Here is a 15,438-nt window from a genome sequence, read left to right on the forward strand (position 1 = left end):
ACGCCTCGCGTAGCAGGCTCGCCGCGCCCTTGCCGGAGCCTGCCCAGCCCTTGCGCAGCCTGGTACCACAGCCGGAGATCTTGAGGATCGGTGATGGGTGGGATCGGCCGGTGGTGGGCCCAGGGTCGAAGGCGGTCGGGGAGAGGATCTCCCCGGCGTCGGTAGTGACTGACCATGGCGCGGGTCTGGTGGAGCCGACGCCATAACTCGCACGTCAGGATGGTCTCCACGGGGTGACGGGGGGTGAGGTGGGTGGCGGCCAGGCAGTGCCGGATGGTGGGGACCGAGGGCCGCAGGAGCGGGCCGGGGATCAGACAGCAGCCCCGCTCTCGTCGATGCTCGGAGCTTTTCCCTGATCGGGGGCCTGCTCCGGGCCGGCATCCGGCTCGGGTTCGGGGGACTGGCCGGGTTCGGGGATGGCGGCGCGTTGAACGGTGAGGAACGCGGTGGCCAGCAGTTAGGCATCCCACTCGGCCATCTGCTCAGCCGTCACACCCATCATCACGCCCGGTCAACGACGCTCCGCAAGCCCCGTCACAAGATCTCCGGCCGTAGTACCAGGTGGATGCCGAGGCCGGCGGGCACAGCCTTGTCGATCGTGACAAGGAACTTCTTGAACTCGATGGCCCGGTGGCGGCGGTGCAGTTCCGATATGACGCTGCCGTCGGCGATGTTGAAGGCGGCGAACAGGCTGGTGATGCCGTGACGGTAGTGGTCGTGGGTGCGCCGCTCGGGCATGCCCGGCATCATCGGCAGCACCGGCTGGGACCGGTACAGCGCCTGGATTTGGCTCTTCTCGTCCACGCACAGCACCACCGCTTTTTCGGGCGGATGGTGGTACAGGCCGACGACGTCGACGACCGTCAGCGGTTCACCGCTCCCTGCGATACACCGAGTTCGGCGGCGACCTCCTTGTTCGTCCCGCCTTCCGCGCACCGCAGCACGATCCGCGCCCGCAGCGCCAGAAACTGCGCGGTCTTCGCCCGCCGCGCCCAGCGCGTCAGCTCCGCCCGCTCGGCCTCGGAGAGCACCAGCTCCGGCTTGCGCCGACTCAGCCGCGGCTCGTCCACCGGGCCCGCCATCCGCCGGGCCACGAACCGCGAGCGCCACTTGCGCACTGTCTCCGTGGATACCCTGAAGTCCGATGCAACACGCGGCGTGTCAATCCTGGCCCAACTCCCGTCTAGCGGCTGATGCGAGACGCTCGGCCAGGGGATGCGCGCCGCGTTCGGGCAGGACGAGGGAGACCTGTATCGCCGGGGCGTTCTGGAGGGGCACGAATACGACAGAGGAGTGGCTGGTGCGCCGGGAGGCCAGCTCGGGCACCGTGCCAATGCCCCGGTCAGCGGCCACGGCCTCGAGCCATTCGTCGTAGTTGCCGCACCTGACGACAGTCTTGGGGCGGTGCTGTGTCGGCCAGAGGTCCGGGGAGGCCGTTCCGCTCACCGTGTTCTCGACCAACGGCCAGTCGGCGAGTTCCGCCCAGTCCAGGTGGTCGCGCCGGGCCAGCGGTGAACTGCGCGCGACGGCTGCCACCCGGGGCTCTTCCCACAGCGGGACCGCGACGACGGGCAGGTGGCTGGGAACGTTGCGCAAGAGGGCGACATTGGTGTGTCCACTGTGCAAACCGGCGGTGGCGGTGTCGTCGCGCAGGAACTCGAAGTCGACGTCGGCCTCCTTCGCGAACCGAGCGACGAACCGGGAGAATACTTCGGGGAGCAGCCAGCAGAAGCCGATCCGCAGGATCGAGGAGGAGTGCAGTCGGTTGATCGCGCGATTCAACTGGATGTACGCCTCCTGTAAGTCCCCGTGGAACCTCCTGCCCTGCTCGGTGAAGGTGAGGTGACGCGTAGAGCGGTCCAGGAGCTGGGTGTCGAGCGAGGCCTCCAGCCGCTGGATGGCGCGGGAGACAGTGGGCTGGCTTACCTGGAGCTGCTGCGCCGCATCGGTGAAACTGCCTGTCTCCACCACCGCCATGAAGCAGCGGATCTGCGACAGCTCCACATCTGTTTTGGGTGAACGCACCTGATCGCGAATCATCGAAGCCCCCTCCTGTTCGGTGATCACAGTTCGCAGGAGAGAAAAAAACGGGGAGCTCGACGCAACGATTCTTTGGAGGCCAGCCCGCCGGCCGTTTTGTCGCAGTAAATCGTGCGACAGACCGCGCCCACCATCGCGTGGCTGTCGCTCCCCCGTTATTTCTCGGTAACGCACTGCGGGCTGGAGGGAAAGCGCGACATATTCGCTTGTCGCAGTGTCACCACCGCCTGCCCGCTGATGCATCTAACACCATACCCAGAAGGGGGCGGCATGAGTTGAAAGCTCAACTATGCATATGCCTGCTCATTTGAGTTAAGGGGTGCTCATCAGTTGAATGCTCATTTACTCTTGGCAATCAAGCGTGTTCTTTCAGTGTCCATTTTCACAAAAAAGCCAGTTTCAGACTGAACTTAAACCTCCGCAGTGGTCAATTTTTGGTAACAAATATCGGCGCTCGCGGCATCCTTCGCGATCGAAAGTTTCAAGCCGGAAGGCTTGATTTCGCGCATGTCTCGCGCCGGCGTCCGTGCCGATCTGTCGAGGGTCAGGTGTACCGAGGGGAAGGCATGCCGTTTGCCCCCGCGTCGATGAATCGCCTCGGATGAACCCATGGGTGTGGCACGAAATGGGCGCGCGCTGCATTTATGCAGGCCCTGAATAAGTGATGCGCGGTGATCATTCTGCTTGAACTTCCAGTCCGCGTGGGTTTGGATGAGCGCCCAGCGCAACGGCGCCCAGCGGCCGCAATGGAATCACTCCCGTCACCGAATCCAGGTGGACGGAATTTTTGGTTCCGGGCGTTCCAGAACATGCGACGCCCAACCGTTCCCGCGGCTCTCGCATGCGCTGAGTACCCTGCGATTTCTTTACATCACCACAGAGAGTTTTCGCATCACCGCAGAGAGGAAGCGCCGTGTCTCCGGTCGCCCAAGACCTGGCCATCGAAGCCGAGATGCAGGTGAGATATCACGTCGCCATCACCCAGGACGTGCTATCCCCGGACAACCTGCTGCTCCTCGAAACGGCCGACCTGAGCGGTACGCCGAGTTCGACAGCGGTGACGGCATGCATCTCAACGATTCCGGAGCCCACGCCATGGCCGCGCCGGTCGACCTCGGCGCAACTCTGAACGGACGGCGTATCACGAGGCGTCGAGAGCCGGACCCAGCGTCCGGCCGGGTGGCGCTGACCTGCAACACCACACAGACCGCGGAACCGTGGAGGGCAAGTGAGGCAAACCGGGAACCCCCAGACCGACTGTTCAGGCAACACCCCCGCGGCCGTGCTGGACCTCCTTGACGGCTTTCGCAGAACCAAGGTCCTGGCAACGGCCGTCCGACTCCGTCTCTTCGACCTCCTCGCCGACCGCGGCGCGCTGAGCACGGCCGAGGCGACCACGGCGCTGGGCCTGGCTGAGCGTCCCACGCACATGCTGCTCACTGCCTGCTGCTCACTGGGACTGCTGGACCGGGACCCGGGCACCGAGCGCTACCGCAACAGCGCCCAGGCCCAGCGGTTCCTGGTCTCCACCGGGCGGCACTACCTCGGCGGCTTCATACAACTAGTGGAGGAACAGCAGTACCCCGGCTGGGAGGACCTGCTGACCGCCATTCGCGAGAACCGGCCGACGGTATGGGACCCCGCCGCGCGTCCCACCAAGTTCGCCGTGGACGACGCCACGGGAGAAGTCAAGCTGTTCTGGAACGCGATGGCCTCCGTGTCGTCGTCCCTCGCCGAAGTGATCGTGCTTGCCTACGACTTCTCCCCGTTCCGTCGCCTCCTCGATGTCGGCGGCGGCCCGGGAGAACTCGGCATTCGGCTGTGCCAGCTCAACCCTCGGATGCGGGCGACCATCTACGACCTGCCCGCGGTGTGCGAACTGACCGCGCTCAGGCTTAGGGACCGCGGGCTTGACGACCGCGTCCGCACGCTCGGCGGCGACCTGCTCACCGATGACGAACTGCCTCGCGGCCACGACCTCGTCACCCTCACCAACGTGCTGCACATGTGGGACGAGCGCACGAACGACACCATCCTGCGCAAGTGCCATGCTGCGTTGGACGACGAAGGGGTGCTGGTCATCGCGGAGGCGTTCGTGGATGACGACGGCACAGGCCCGCCACCTGCGGCGTTGATGAGCCTCAACATGCTGGTCGACACGGTCGGCGGAGCCAACCACTCCCGGGCGACGTACGAGTCGATGCTGGCCCGGGCCGGGTTCTCGACGGTGCGGCGGGTGCCGGTGGCGGCCGACGCGCCCCCGGGCGTCAACGGCCTGCTGGTCGCCCGGAAGTCCGGGCGACCCGGCCACGCATGAGCCGCCCGGCCCGGCCGGGAACCCACCGGCGCCGACCATGCGCTCCGGTCCGTGCACTTCCTCGTCCTGTCCATGGCACTCATCCCCAAGGTGGCAGCATGCCCATTCCCCCTGCGGACATCCTCGGTATCGGCGCGGTCAGCGGCTACGGCTGGTCTATGGACGACCTGTGGTCTGGTCTGCTGTCAGGTAACACCTCGGCCGAAGCGCACGCCGGCCTGGGCGGACGATTCCCCGATCCGTGCTGGCTGGCCCGCATCCCCGAAGGTGGCGACCCCGAGGCGGGGACCACCCGGTACGCGCGGGCGGTGACGGCCGCCGCCGACGAGGCCATCGCCGACGCGCGTGGCCGCGGCTGGCGGCCGGGGGAGCGGGTCGCCCTGCTGTACGCCACCACTGGGGCCGACCGCGAACGGTGGCGGCAGCGGTACCTCGAGCCGGAGCCAGGCAACCCCCGCCGTCGGTTCGTCGAGCAGGTGTGGACCACCCCGGCGGCTCGGGTGATCGAGCATTACCAGTTCCACGGGCCGTCCCTGGTCATCAGTGCCGCGTGCACTTCCGGGCTGCACGCGCTGGCCATCGGACAGCGCCTGCTGGCCACCGGCGACGCGACGGACGTGGTGGTGGTCTCGGCCGATGTCGGCTACGACGGTGAGGAGATACGCGCCTTCGCCGCTCTCAAAGCCCTGGTGTACGACGCTCCACCCAGCGAGGTGTGCCGACCGTTCCACGAGGGCACCCGCGGCTTCATCATGGGCGAGGGCGCGGCGGCGCTCGTGTTGGCACCGGCGCGGCAGCCCGGAACCGAGGGGCGCATCCGCCTGCTGGGCTCCGCTCTGGGCAACGACGCCTACCACCCGGTCTCCATCGCGCCGTCCTTCGAATACCTCATCCGAACCATGGACACCGCGCTCGGCCACGCCGAAGTGGCCCGGGAGGACGTCGACTTCTACGCCGCGCACGCCACGGGCACCGCGCAGTGCGACGAGGCCGACACCGCCGTGGTCGAGCACCTGGGTAAGCAGTCGGTCGCCTACTGCTTCAAGCCCATGCTGGGCCATGCCATGGGCACCGCCCCCCTACTGGAGACCGTCATCACCGCCCGGGCGTACAGCGAGGGCCTGCTTCCCGCAGCAGCCGCCGAGGCCGAGGCACACCCCCAGCTGGCTCGCGGACGGATGATTCACCCGGGCGGCATCACCGCCCAACTCGGCCTGGGATTCGGCGGAAACATCACCACGGCCGTCTACGGCGACGTCGACTGACCGCGGCCCGGGCCACCCGCTGTACACACATAAGAAGGGGAATGACATGGAACCTCTGCGAGCGGAGGCGGCCGACCCCGTCGAGTTGCACATGCGCAACGCCGCCCGCCTCGGCGCGCGGGACGTGGTGGTCGCGGGCTATCCCGGCTCCGGGGCAGCGCTCATCGGCAACGTCCTGATCGAGTTGGGGTTCGCGTACGTTGACCCGTACACCGAAGTCGTGGGCGAGGATGGTACATCGCGGGTCATCGAAGACCGCCTGGCCTACCGGAGCAGGCTGTCCGCCACCGCCGCCAGCGACCGGAACGCCGGGGGCGGCAAGGGTGGGGCGGACGACGGGCCGCGGTTCTTCAAGAACCACCTGTACCCGGACCACTTCGACCACGGTCGGCTGGCCGGCGCCGTGCTCCTGGTCCGCGACCCGCGCGACGCGGTGTACTCGTCCTACCAGTGGTTCCGCGGCTTCGCCGCGCACTGGCGGCTTGAGGGCGTGAAGGGACAGGGCACGTTCGCCGAGTTCCTCGACGGCCGTGGTGTCAACGACGAACCCCCCATCGCGGGGTGGGCCGGTTTCTACACCGCGTGGGCGGCCGCGCTGCCTCGCTTTCGCCGTTTCACGGTGATCCGGTTCGAAGATCTCAAGGCCGACCCAGAGGCCACCGCGTCCGGTCTGCTCGAGGTGTTCGGCGTGCCACGGACACCGGCGGCGGTCGAGCAGGCCGTGCGGCATAGCCGGTACGAGAACATGCGCGCCCACGAGGAGCGGGTCTCGGCGGCGGCCGGTGCCGTCGGCAACCAGCCCCGGATCATGCGACGCGGCATGGTCGGGGAGTGGCGGGAGTGGTACGGCGACGAGAGCGTCGCCGCCCGGTTCCAGACACCGCGACTGCTGGAGACCGCGGCCACGTTCGGCTACCAGCTGGCGAAACCCCGCACACGAGAGGGCCGGTAGCGCGCCGGTCGGTCGAGTGCCCGGCCTCCGCCACCCCTTACAACACATCGCGTCACGTCCCGTCGGGTTCCACCGCGTTGATCCCGCCACATCCCCATGAGGAGAGCCATGACCCCTGTGTTCGACTACTCCCCCTACTCCGCGACATACCAGGAGCGCCCGGAGTACGTGCCGAGCGTCATCCGCAGCATGCTCCGGACAGCGGGCGTGCGGCCCGGAGACCTGGTCTGCGACATCGGCGCGGGCTCCGGCCATCTGACCGAGCCGCTGTTGGAGTACGGGCTGCGGGTCGACGCCGTGGAGCCCACCGCCGCCATGCGCGCCACCGGCGAACGGCGCACCGCCCGGTTCGGCGATGTGACGTGGCACAACGGCACAGGGGAGACCAGCGGACGGCCGAGCGGACACTACCGCTTGGTGACCTTCGGTTCGTCGTTCGACCGCACGGACCGTCTGGCCGCTCTCAAGGAGACCGCCCGCATCCTGGAACCGGACGGCTTCTTCGCGTGCCTGTGGAACCACCGCGATCTGGAGGATCCGCTGCAGGCACGGATCGAGCGTCTCATCCACGAGCGGGTGCCCGGCTACGCCTACGGAACCCGCCGGACCGACCAGTGCCCCGTCATCGAGGAGAGCGGGCTGTTCGAGTCGCCCGTTCAACTGTCCGGCCGCAAGGTCTTCCGGCTGCGGGCAGACGCGTGGTGCGACGCCTGGGCCTCACACGCCACGCTGGGTGAGCAGGCCGGGCAGGAGTTCGATGAAGTGCTCGGCGCCATAAAGGAGTTGGTGCGTGGGGCGGGCGAGGAGTACATCGACGTGCCGTACGTGACCCGGGCGTGGATCGCGCGGGCGAACCGTGAGGGCGCCGGGTGGTGAACCGCGTCGGCGTCTGCCTGGGCACCAAGGCCGAATCACTCGCGCGTCTGGCCCCGCTGGTCACCACCGCGCGCGTGCTGCCCCTGAGCTACTTCGCGCTGCACGAGTGGCGGATGTCCAGGGAGCGGCTGCTTGATGAGGTACTGCGTCAGGAGTGGGCCGCAGGTGCTCTCATCGTGCGCAGCAGCGCGGTGACCGAGGACACCGCGACAGGGTCCCAGGCGGGGCGCTTCCGCTCGCTCACCGGGCGGCGCGGCAGGGCCGAGCTGGCGGCAGCCGTCGACGAGGTGTTCGCTTCGTACGACCAGCAGCGCCCGGACGACCAAGTGCTCATCCAGCCCGAGTTGACCGGGTCCCGGGCGAGCGGGGTGGCGTGTTCCTGCGACCCGAGCAGTGGCGCGCCGTACGCCGTCGTGAACTGGAGCGAGGACGACCGTACCGATGCCGTGACCGGCGGCCGGTCGGCGGCCCTGCGGATCTCCTACGGCGCCGCGTACGACCGGTCGGCCACGGCGCCGACGCCGCTGCTGGCCGGGGTGTGGCAACTGCTGGCCGAAATAACCGAGTTGATCGGACAGTCACGCATCGAGGTCGAGTTCGCCGTCGACGCGGAAGACGAGCTGGTCCTGCTCCAGGCGAGACCGCTGGTTTGCGCCGCCACGCCGGTGACCCCGGCGGCGCACCGCACGGTGCTCACGAAGGTGGCCGAGCGGATCGCCGACGCCCGCCACGTCGCGCCCGCGGTACTCGGAGGACGCGGCGTCTTCGGGGTGATGCCCGACTGGAACCCCGCGGAGATGATCGGGCTGCGGCCGCGGCCCTTGGCGCTGTCCCTGTACCGGCGGCTGATCACCGACGAGGTGTGGGCGCGCGCCCGTCACCGCTACGGCTACCGAGACCTGCGCGGCGTCCCGCTGCTGGTCGACTTCGCCGGACTCGCGTACATCGACGTACGAGCCAGCGCCACCTCCTTCATCCCGCGCGACGTCCCCACGGACCTCGCCGGACGGCTGGTCGACCACTGGCTGGAGCGGCTGGTCGCCTCGCCGCATCTGCACGACAAGGTGGAGTCGAGGATCGTGGTGTCCGCGCACGCCCTCCGGACCGGGGAACGGCTGGCCGAGCTGGCGGACGCGGGGTTCGGGGCCGAGGACCGCGCCACGCTCCGCACCAGTCTACGGCGGCTGACCAACCGGCTGGTCTCAGGACGCCTGTGGGAGGAAGACCTCGCCCGGCTGCGGCGGCTCGACTCGGCGCGCGTACCCGCGGCGCACGCGCCCGGGTGTGCGGCCGGGCAACCAGGGTGCTGCGGGCCGGCCATGGCGTCCCGGCTCACGGTCTGCGCCGAGTTCGGAACCGAGCCGTTCGCGGCCCTGGCCCGCGCGGCGTTCATCTCTACCGAGCTGCTTGACGACTTGGTCGCCGAAGGAGTCCTGTCACCCGCCGAGAAGGTGGAGTTCATCGGCAGCCTCGGTCTGGTGGCCGGCGAGTTGCAGCGCGATTTCACAGCAATGGACCGGCAGCCCTTCCTCAAGAAGTACGGTCATCTGCGACCGGGCACATACGACATCCTCTCGCCACGCTACGACGAGGCGCCCGAGCGGTACTTCGACTGGTCGGGCCGACGGCGCGACAGCGACCGGCCGCCCGTGTTCAAGCCGTCGGCGGTCCAACTGCGGAGCATCGACCGGCTCATCGCCCGCGAGGGCTTCACCTTCGACGCCCGACGGCTGCTGCACTTCATCGGGTCCGCGATCCGCGGCCGGGAGAACGGGAAGTTCGACTTCACGTCGGTGCTCAGCGACACACTCGTGGAGATCCGGCAGTGCGGCGAGCGACTGGGATTCACCGCCGACGACATGTCGTACGTGGACTGCGCCACCATCAGCACCCTTACCGGCGACCCCGCCAAGAACCGCCGCGTCCTCCGCGAGGCCGTGGACCGGGGGCGCGAGGCGTACGTGGACAGCAGAACGGTCTGCCTGCCGCCCCTGGTCACCAGCGAACACGACGCGTGGAGCTTCGTGTCCCCGCAGGCGCAGCCCAACTTTGTCACCCACGGCCGGGTACTCGCCCACGTGGCCGATATCGACGCTGGGAACCCGCCGCAGGGCGCGATCGCCCTCATCGCGAGTGCCGACCCCGGTTACGACTGGCTCTTCGCCTGTGGCATCCGGGGTCTGGTGACGGCGTTCGGTGGCGTCAACTCCCACATGGCGATACGGGCGCTGGAACTGGGCATCCCGGCGGTGGTGGGGGTCGGGGAAGCACTGTTCCGCCAGTGGTCGCACGCCCGGGCGCTGGACATAGACGCGGCCGGCGGCATGGTGGCGGTGCTGCCATGACGATGGTCGGCATCACGCAGCGGGCGCTGCCGCCCAGTGAGTTCGGAGAGCGGCGCTGCGCCCTGGACGTGCGCTGGTTCCCCTTCCTGTCCGCCTGCGGAGTCACCCCGGTGCCGCTGCCGAACGATCCGGCTCAGGCACTGCGCACGGCACGCGAGGCCGGGCTGCGCGGTGTGGTGCTCTCCGGGGGAGACGACCTGGCCGAGTACGGCGGACCGTCACCGGAACGGGACGAAACGGAGGCGAGGCTGCTGGACTGGGCCGTGCAGGAGGGCGTCCCGCTGCTGGGAGTGTGCCGCGGCATGCAGGTCATTCTGCAGGCTTTCGGCGCCAGACTCGTCCGCGTCGATGGCCATGTGGCCACCCATCACGAGATCGTCGGCACCGACGGAGTGATCCGAAACGTCAACAGCTACCACCGGCTGGCGGCCCGCGAGGTGACGGCGCCCCTTGAGGCCACCGCCTCCTGCGGCGACGTGATCGAAGCGATCCGCCACCGCGACGCCCGGATCCAGGGGATCATGTGGCATCCGGAGCGGGAAGCCGACTTCGATCCGGTCGATGTCCGCGCCGTACGAGAGTTGTTGGGCGGAGGAGCCGCGTGAAGGCGATCATCCTTGCTGCAGGCCGCGGCTCCCGGCTGGGGCGGCTCACCGACGACCGCCCCAAGTGCCTGGTCGAGATCGCCGGACGGACCCTCCTGGAACGGCAGGTGGCGGCGCTGCGGGCAGGCGGGGCCGAGCGCGTCGGCGTAGTCGCGGGCTGGCATGCCGAGGCCTTCGACGCGACCGGCTACCCGGTCTTCCGCAACCCCGAGTGGGCGCGGACGACGATGGCGCAGTCGCTGGCGGTGGCCGAGCCCTGGCTGTCCGAGGACGCCGTACTGATCTCGTACGGCGACATCGTGTACGGCGCCGACACCGTACGCGAACTCGCCGCTGCCGAAGCCGAGTTGGCGATATCCTACGACCCGCACTGGCTCGCCCTGTGGAGCCGCCGGTTCGCGGACCCGCTCTGCGACGCGGAGACGTTCGTCCGGGACGAGGCCGGACACCTGATGGACATCGGCGGCCGGGCACTGAGCGTCGAAGAGGTGCACGGCCAGTACATGGGGCTGCTCCGGATGACTCCGACGGCCTGGTCGGTCATCCGACGAACCAGGTCCGTTGACGCCCGTGTCGCCGCACTGGACATGACGGGCTTGCTCCGACACCTGGTCCAGCGGCGACTGCTGGAGATCGCCACCGTGCCCGCCGCCGGACCCTGGTGCGAGTTCGACCACCCGTCGGACATCCCCGTCGGTATCGAGGTTCTGCGGCGCCTTGACGCGGATCAGGTCAACGGACCCCAGGACCCATCGGGCTCGCCCCGGGAGGAGACATCCGAATGAAGCACGGAGTCGTATGGATCACCGGTCTGTCCGGCGTGGGAAAGAGCACGGTGGCGCGCCTGGTGGCAGACCGGTTGATCGCCTCCGGCAAGCGGCCGATCCTGCTCGACGGTGACCGCCTGCGCGAGATCCTTCCGGTGGCGTTCGGATACGAGAAGGCGGACCGGCGCCGCCTCGCGATGTTCTACGCCCAGCTCGCCCACCAACTGGCTGCCCAGGGCCACCTGGTCGTCTGCTCGACGATCTCGCTCCTCCACGAAGTCCACGACTGGAACCGCCGCCATACCCCCGGCTATGTCGAGGTCTGGCTGCGGGTGCCGATCGAGGAGCTGCGCACACGCGAGGGCCGCGCCGCGTTCTACGGCCCCGAAGGGACGGACGCCGGGGCTCTGCGCGGCGTCGTCGGGGTCGACACCCGCGCGGAGTTCCCCCGCACCCCCGACCTCGTCATCGACAACCATGGTGAGACGACGGCGGAGCGAGCGGCGGACCTCATCGTGCGGGCGGTCGTGCCGTAGTGCTTTCTCGCCGCGACCGGTTGACCGGCTTGGCTGGGGAGGCGTCCGCTGATCCGGCTCCCTCCGGGGTGAGCGGCGCCAACCCATCAGACGCTGGACGACGTCCCGGTCCACTCCGCTGCGCAGCCACGCCGTGGTGGCGGAGTGGCGCATCATGTGGGGCCGGAAGGGGTGGGCCACGGAGCGGGCCAGGCGGTCGAACATGCCCGTGGTGTTGGGGTAGGACATCGGCCTGCCCAGGGGCGAGCGGAAGAGGTTGACGAATACTGTCTCGCCGCCGTCCACGCAGGCGGCGTGGCGTGGTATCGAGCAGGCTCCTCCAACGAGCTCGTCCGGGTCGTTCGAAGGAGCACATGAGCCGCTGCCACTGGACGGCTCAAGCATTATTCAGGCCAAGTATCGTCATCCACAGGGGATAAGAGACGTCCGCGCCTTCAGGAAACCATCAATCGACGCCCGCCCCGCGAGATGAACCGGGCGGACCCATCTGATCCCCGGCCCGCTTCTGCGGCCCTCGGTCCACACCATCCGGCACTGCCTGGCCGCCACCCGCCTCACCCCCCGTCACCCCGTGGAGACCATCCTGACGCGCGAGTTACGGCGTCGGCTCCACCAGACCAGCGCCATGGTCAGTCACTACCGACACCGCGGAGACCCTCTCCCTGACCGCCTTCGACCCTGGGCCCACCACCGGCCGATCCCACCCATCACCGATCCTCAAGATCTCCGGCTGTAGTACCTGCTCATCGACGGCTCCCTCGTCTGTCCCCACATGCCGGCCACACTCGTCCACGCCACCGAGGGCCTGGACGACAAAGCCGTACGCGAAATTCGGGACAACCAGCAGCTCATCGAACACATCGCCGCCCGCGAGCCGCACTTCCTCATGACCAAGCAGCGCCCGGACACCCGCGGCGCCGTCCGCCTCCAGTGCCCGGCTGCGGGACCATCGCCGTCGGTGAACTGCCCCCAGTCTGCAACAAGTCCGACATCACCGTCCCCGCCGACGCCGCCAGTGACCCCAAGACCGCCAAGTTCCGGCAGGACAGCCACTACCTGTCCGACGACTGGTACGCGATCGGCTTCGGACGGGGCCTCCGTCGTGCAGGCCGTCACCGTGATCATGGGCGTCGTCGTCGGCCTCACCTCTGCGGTTTGGCGTGGGCACCGAGCTGGGGTCGCTGGCCGCGGTGCGACAGCTCACTGGAGGGCATGCAATCCGCTCAGCCGCAACCCTCCGGAAGACATGAAATCCTTCAACTCGCAAATCCGCCAGGGGCACAAAATTATTCAGTCCGCAAATCCGGCTGAGGGCATATATTCCGTTCGGCCGCAACAGGCTCGATAAGAAACTCTAAGCTTGACAGCGTCGTGGGGTCTGCTTATAGTCCAGTCGTTCAGATCCCGCCGATCGATATCCGAAGGTGTTCATGACCGCGCCTCCAACGTTGCCGAAGGCCAGGCAGCAGTTAATTCTTGCCGTTCTTATGTTGTGTTCGCTGCTGATTTGGATAGACAATACCGTCCTGAGTACTACACTGGAGACCCTTGCAGACCCGGTCCGTGGGCTGGGGGCCAATCCCGGTCAGCTGCAATGGGCGACCGGTTCGTACACCCTGGCCTTCGCCACATTGATGTTCTCTGCAGGCGCATTGGGCGATCGGTTCGGTCACCGGACTGTTTTTTCCAGTGGGTTGGTGATCTTCGCCGCGTCCTCGCTGTGGGCGGCGTACGCAAGTGATGCGGGCCAGCTGATTGCAGCTCGAGCTGCGATGGGGGTGGGCAGCGCGCTGATCACGCCCGCCATGATGGCCATCCTTATGTGGACCTTTACTGGCCCCGCGCGGGCTGCCGCGATCGGCATTTTCTCGACGTCGGCCGGTGTCGGAATGGCTGCCGGCCCGGTGCTGGCGGGGTCCCTGCTCGATCATTTCTGGTGGGGCTCGGTCTTTCTCATCAATGTCCCGGTCGCGGCATTGGCGTTGGTCGGGCTCGCCGTGCTGGTTCCGAATTTCCGCAGCCCCACTGTGCGGCCACTGGACCCCGCTGGAATGTTGCTGTCGATCACTGGGCTCGTGGCGTTGGCCTACGGGCTGATCCGGGCGGGGCAAGTGGCTGCGTGGAGTCGTACTGATGTCTGGGCGCCGATCGTTGTCGGTCTGGTTCTGCTGGCCGTTTTCGTACTCGTCGAACTGCGTGTCAAGGTGCCCAGCTTTGATCCGCGACTGCTCGCGCAACGCACATTCGGTGGCGGCAATGTGGCTCTCGGATTGCTGCTCTTTGCTGTGGCCGCCATCACCTTCTATAACGCGTTCTACCTGCAAGGCGCGCTCGGATTTTCGCCGATGAAGGCGGGTTTGGCCAATATCCCGACCGCATTCGGCGCGCTCGCGGGGGCGCCCCTTGCCACGCGCCTGGTTCGCCGCCTGTCGCTACGCCTTGTCACCGTGCCGGCGCTAACCGTGGCTGCGCTGACCATGGGCGGGTACGGGTTCCTCGGACTCCAAACTCCACTCGTCTGGATCGAGATCCTTTTGCTGGTACAGGGTCTCTCGATCGGCATGGTGATCGGTCCCGTTACGGCCGCATTGATCAGCAACCTGTCGTTGGAACAGGCCGGTGCAGGATCGGCCGTCACCAACACCGTGCGACAAACCGGCAGTGTGATCGGAATCGCAGTAGGCGGCACGATCATGTCGATCATGTACCGACGTGCGATCGAACCTTCGCTGGAGGGTGCACCCGGTCCGGTGCGGGATCAGGCGCGGGTTTCTGCCGAACAGGCCCGCCACGTCGCCACCGCTATCCACCGGCCCGCTCTTGCTCAGGCTGCCGATAATGCGTTTATCCATGCTATGCACGTCGGCGCGGGCTGGATCGCGGTCATCGCACTCCTCGGAGCAGCTGTGCTGCTGATTACCTTGCCTGCTGTCGAAAAGAAGAAGGTTCCGACGCCGGAGCCGGACTACGAAGAGGCCCTCAGCTCTGAGCCTCGATCCACCGCGTGATGGGCTGTCTGTGGACGGGGAAATAGGAAGAGGTGCCTGCTGACCTGCGATGATGGGAGTTCCTACGCTTCCACCGCGCTCGATCGGCAAGGCACCTCTGAAGTGAAAGTCTCCCGCAGGCCCGCGGAACTGTTTGCCGCGTTCGATGCCCCCGGCCTGATCGCGATGCCGGGCTCGTCCCGACGATCCGGTTGGCCGAGCGGTGCGGTCTGCCCGCCCTGGTGGCCGAGAAGGTGAAAGCTCGTCGGCGTGGCCAACGGCGCCGGGACGGCTGCCGACGTGAAGGCGCTGTCGATCGTGGGCGGGATGGCGGCTGGGGCGGACAGCATCGACGACCTGGACGTGCTGCGCCACGGTGGCCTGTCGCGTCTGCCCGGCGGCGTGCGCGCCCCGTCCACGCCGGGGTCGTTCCTGCGCGCCTTCACCTGGGGGCACGTACGCCAACCGGAGTCGGCCACACGGGCGTTTACCTGCAATCTCGCGGCACACACCGGCCTGGTCCCCAGAACGGACGAGGTGGTGTGTGTGGGCATCGACTCCAAGGTCAAGCAGGTCTACGGGCGGGCCGAACAGGGCGCTTCCTTCGGCTGCACCAAACAGCGCGGCCCGCACTTCCGGATCGTCACGCTCAAGACCGCAACGTGCGCACCGGTCATCGTGGCCACCAGGCTGCGCAAGGGCTCGGCAGGCTCCGGCAAGGGCACGGCGAGCCTGCTACGCGAGGCGC

Annotated in this window: 11 protein-coding genes and 3 pseudogenes; 11 read left to right on the top strand and 3 right to left on the bottom strand. The window is 67.9% G+C overall.

Features of this window, described 5'->3' with window-relative positions; all coding sequences use genetic code 11:
* Positions 1-552: 552 nt before the first annotated feature.
* Positions 553-1,124, bottom strand: a pseudogene (locus AB0H32_RS40255) (IS630 family transposase); the annotation flags it as partial.
* Positions 1,125-1,161: 37 nt separating this feature from the next.
* Positions 1,162-2,067, bottom strand: a complete 906-nt coding sequence (locus AB0H32_RS40260; protein WP_361131919.1) for a LysR family transcriptional regulator — start codon at positions 2,065-2,067, stop codon at positions 1,162-1,164.
* An 886-nt stretch (positions 2,068-2,953) separates the two neighbouring features.
* Between AB0H32_RS40260 and AB0H32_RS40265 the strand changes: the two genes are divergently transcribed.
* The 9 genes from AB0H32_RS40265 (at position 2,954) to AB0H32_RS40305 (ending at position 11,703) form a co-directional block, all read left to right on the top strand.
* Positions 2,954-3,169 carry a hypothetical protein gene (locus tag AB0H32_RS40265; protein ID WP_361131922.1) on the top strand — a complete coding sequence of 72 codons (216 nt, stop codon included), beginning with the start codon at positions 2,954-2,956 and terminating at the stop codon, positions 3,167-3,169.
* A 153-nt stretch (positions 3,170-3,322) separates the two neighbouring features.
* Entirely contained in the window at positions 3,323-4,357 is a 1,035-nt protein-coding gene (locus tag AB0H32_RS40270) for a methyltransferase (RefSeq protein ID WP_361131925.1), read from the top strand.
* A 98-nt stretch (positions 4,358-4,455) separates the two neighbouring features.
* Positions 4,456-5,622, top strand: coding sequence for a beta-ketoacyl synthase N-terminal-like domain-containing protein (locus AB0H32_RS40275; protein WP_361131928.1), 1,167 nt, complete (start codon positions 4,456-4,458; stop codon positions 5,620-5,622).
* A 46-nt stretch (positions 5,623-5,668) separates the two neighbouring features.
* The gene (locus tag AB0H32_RS40280) at positions 5,669-6,574 is read left to right on the top strand and encodes a sulfotransferase domain-containing protein (protein WP_361131931.1); all 906 of its coding nucleotides are present in this window, start codon (positions 5,669-5,671) and stop codon (positions 6,572-6,574) included.
* 108 nt (positions 6,575-6,682) lie between these two features.
* Positions 6,683-7,450, top strand: a complete 768-nt coding sequence (locus AB0H32_RS40285) for a class I SAM-dependent methyltransferase (RefSeq protein ID WP_361131934.1) — start codon at positions 6,683-6,685, stop codon at positions 7,448-7,450.
* The gene (locus AB0H32_RS40290; RefSeq protein WP_361131937.1) at positions 7,444-9,795 is read left to right on the top strand and encodes a PEP-utilizing enzyme; all 2,352 of its coding nucleotides are present in this window, start codon (positions 7,444-7,446) and stop codon (positions 9,793-9,795) included. The genes AB0H32_RS40285 and AB0H32_RS40290 overlap by 7 nt, the downstream gene beginning before the upstream one ends.
* Positions 9,792-10,400, top strand: coding sequence for a gamma-glutamyl-gamma-aminobutyrate hydrolase family protein (locus AB0H32_RS40295; RefSeq protein ID WP_361131940.1), 609 nt, complete (start codon positions 9,792-9,794; stop codon positions 10,398-10,400). The genes AB0H32_RS40290 and AB0H32_RS40295 overlap by 4 nt, the downstream gene beginning before the upstream one ends.
* Complete coding sequence (locus AB0H32_RS40300; protein WP_361131944.1) at positions 10,397-11,185, top strand: phosphocholine cytidylyltransferase family protein; 789 nt, start codon at positions 10,397-10,399, stop codon at positions 11,183-11,185. The genes AB0H32_RS40295 and AB0H32_RS40300 overlap by 4 nt, the downstream gene beginning before the upstream one ends.
* Positions 11,182-11,703, top strand: a complete 522-nt coding sequence (locus AB0H32_RS40305) for an adenylyl-sulfate kinase (RefSeq protein WP_361131947.1) — start codon at positions 11,182-11,184, stop codon at positions 11,701-11,703. Before AB0H32_RS40300 ends, AB0H32_RS40305 begins: the two co-directional genes overlap by 4 nt.
* Before the next feature lie 84 nt (positions 11,704-11,787).
* Here AB0H32_RS40305 and AB0H32_RS40310 read toward each other — a convergent pair.
* A pseudogene (locus AB0H32_RS40310) lies at positions 11,788-12,087 on the bottom strand (tyrosine-type recombinase/integrase); the annotation flags it as partial.
* Between the two features lie 1,046 nt (positions 12,088-13,133).
* On the opposite strand from AB0H32_RS40310, the gene AB0H32_RS40315 reads away from it, so the two are divergent.
* Positions 13,134-14,711, top strand: a complete 1,578-nt coding sequence (locus AB0H32_RS40315; RefSeq protein ID WP_361131950.1) for an MFS transporter — start codon at positions 13,134-13,136, stop codon at positions 14,709-14,711.
* Between the two features lie 249 nt (positions 14,712-14,960).
* Positions 14,961-15,438: pseudogene (locus AB0H32_RS40320) on the top strand (IS1380 family transposase); the annotation flags it as partial.

It is taken from the genome of Streptomyces sp. NPDC020362 (assembly GCF_040642095.1).
Taxonomy (GTDB): domain Bacteria; phylum Actinomycetota; class Actinomycetes; order Streptomycetales; family Streptomycetaceae; genus Streptomyces.

Coding starts and splice junctions, on each gene's coding strand:
- AB0H32_RS40275 (WP_361131928.1), top strand. CDS start 4,456: ATGCCCATTCCCCCTGCGGACATCCTCGGTATCGGCGCGGTCAGCGGC.
- AB0H32_RS40280 (WP_361131931.1), top strand. CDS start 5,669: ATGGAACCTCTGCGAGCGGAGGCGGCCGACCCCGTCGAGTTGCACATG.
- AB0H32_RS40285 (WP_361131934.1), top strand. CDS start 6,683: ATGACCCCTGTGTTCGACTACTCCCCCTACTCCGCGACATACCAGGAG.
- AB0H32_RS40295 (WP_361131940.1), top strand. CDS start 9,792: ATGACGATGGTCGGCATCACGCAGCGGGCGCTGCCGCCCAGTGAGTTC.
- AB0H32_RS40305 (WP_361131947.1), top strand. CDS start 11,182: ATGAAGCACGGAGTCGTATGGATCACCGGTCTGTCCGGCGTGGGAAAG.
- AB0H32_RS40315 (WP_361131950.1), top strand. CDS start 13,134: ATGACCGCGCCTCCAACGTTGCCGAAGGCCAGGCAGCAGTTAATTCTT.